At 54.0% G+C, this 1,429-nt stretch carries 1 protein-coding gene; it reads right to left on the bottom strand.

The annotated features are described in order from the left end of the window. Positions 1-30: 30 nt before the first annotated feature. Positions 31-1,382, bottom strand: a protein-coding gene (locus RR51_RS31010; protein ID WP_442961555.1) for an IS3 family transposase whose coding sequence is annotated in 2 segments (ribosomal slippage) — positions 31-911 and positions 911-1,382 — 1,353 coding nt in all. Because the reading frame shifts where the segments join, the coding sequence is not laid out codon by codon here. Between the last annotated feature and the right edge of the window lie 47 nt (positions 1,383-1,429).

The following is a 1,429-nucleotide window of genomic DNA, read 5'->3' as shown; positions in this document are numbered from 1 at the left end:
TTTGGACTGCCCCCGAAAAGTTGGACAGTTTTAGCCAGTGGCCTGAGTCCTGTAGCTGACAGGGCTCAGGCCATTGAGTTTCAGCCTGATGCGGTCATGGTTGTAGTAATGGATGTACTCCTCCAGGCCCGCCTTCAGCTGTTCGACGCTTTCAAAGCGCTTCAGGTAGAAGAACTCTGACTTCAGTGTGCCGAAGAAGCTTTCCATCGCTGCATTATCCAGACAATTGCCCTTGCGAGACATGCTCTGCTTCACACCGCGCGCTGCGAGTTTATGGCGGTATTGGGGCTGCTGGTAATGCCATCCCTGGTCTGAGTGGATCACTAGCTTGGGCTTTTCACCCAACCCATCGAGCGCCTTTTCCAGCATGTTCCCGACCAAGCCATAGGTAGGCCGGCAAGCTGTTTCATAGGCGATGATCTCACCGTTGTACAAGTCCATCACGGGCGACAGGTAGAGCTTTTGTTGGGCCACTTTGAACTCAGTGACATCGGTCACCCACTTCTGGTTGGGGCGTTGCGCGACGAAATTACGCTCCAGCAAATTCATTGCCACCTTGCCGACAATGCCGCGATAGGATCGATACTTCTTCGGGCGTACAACGGACTGCAAACCAAGCTCAGCCATCAACCGTTCAATGACCTTCTTGTTGACCAAGGTCCCCTGATTCCTGATGGCAAGGGCAATGCGGCGGTAGCCATACAGCCCTTTCTCCTCGTGATAGACACGCTGCACCAACTCCTTGAGCGAGGCGTGCCTGTCCGGCTTTTGCTGGCACTTGATCTGGTAATAAAAGGTACTGCGTGCCAACCCCACCATCTGCAAGAGGTCAGGCAGCGGATATTTATGTCTGAATTTGCAGACGATCAGGGCTTTTTCGTCCGTGTTCGCTCCTTCTCCTCTCGCAGAGCCTTTAACTCCTTTAGGACATCATTCTCCATGCGCAGATACTCGAGCTCGCTCAACAACTGCTCACGAGATTTCTCTGCGTCATTGGTATCTGTCGGCTTGATGGGCTTAATTTTCTTCGGCACGGCTGATTTTCTTTGTTTGGCGAGAGTGGCTACAGGACTGCCACTGTAGTGCTGCCGCAGCCAAATGCCTATCTGTGAGGACTGTCCAAGGTCAAAGTGCGCCGCTGTTTGGCGCAGGGACAGGCGATGCTCAAGCATGTACTTGAGCACCCGCCGCTTGAATTCCTCGGTGTAGCGGCGACCATGCGAGCGAGGGCTGAGGTTGGCATCGACTTGGTAGCCAGCAACCCAGCGCCGAAGCAGGCTGAAATCGATGCCAAAGTGTTGTGCCACCTTGCGAAAGCCTTGGCTGCCCTCTAGGTAAGCGGTGATAGCCGTGAGCTTGAACTGCTCTGTGTATTTACCCATAGATCCCCCAACGGTTGGATTGGTGTCCAACTTCTTGGGGGCAGTCC

Origin of the sequence: Pseudomonas sp. C5pp (assembly GCF_000814065.1) — a bacterium.
Lineage (GTDB): Bacteria > Pseudomonadota > Gammaproteobacteria > Pseudomonadales > Pseudomonadaceae > Aquipseudomonas > Aquipseudomonas asiatica.
This window is presented reverse-complemented; position numbering and strand designations above follow the sequence as displayed.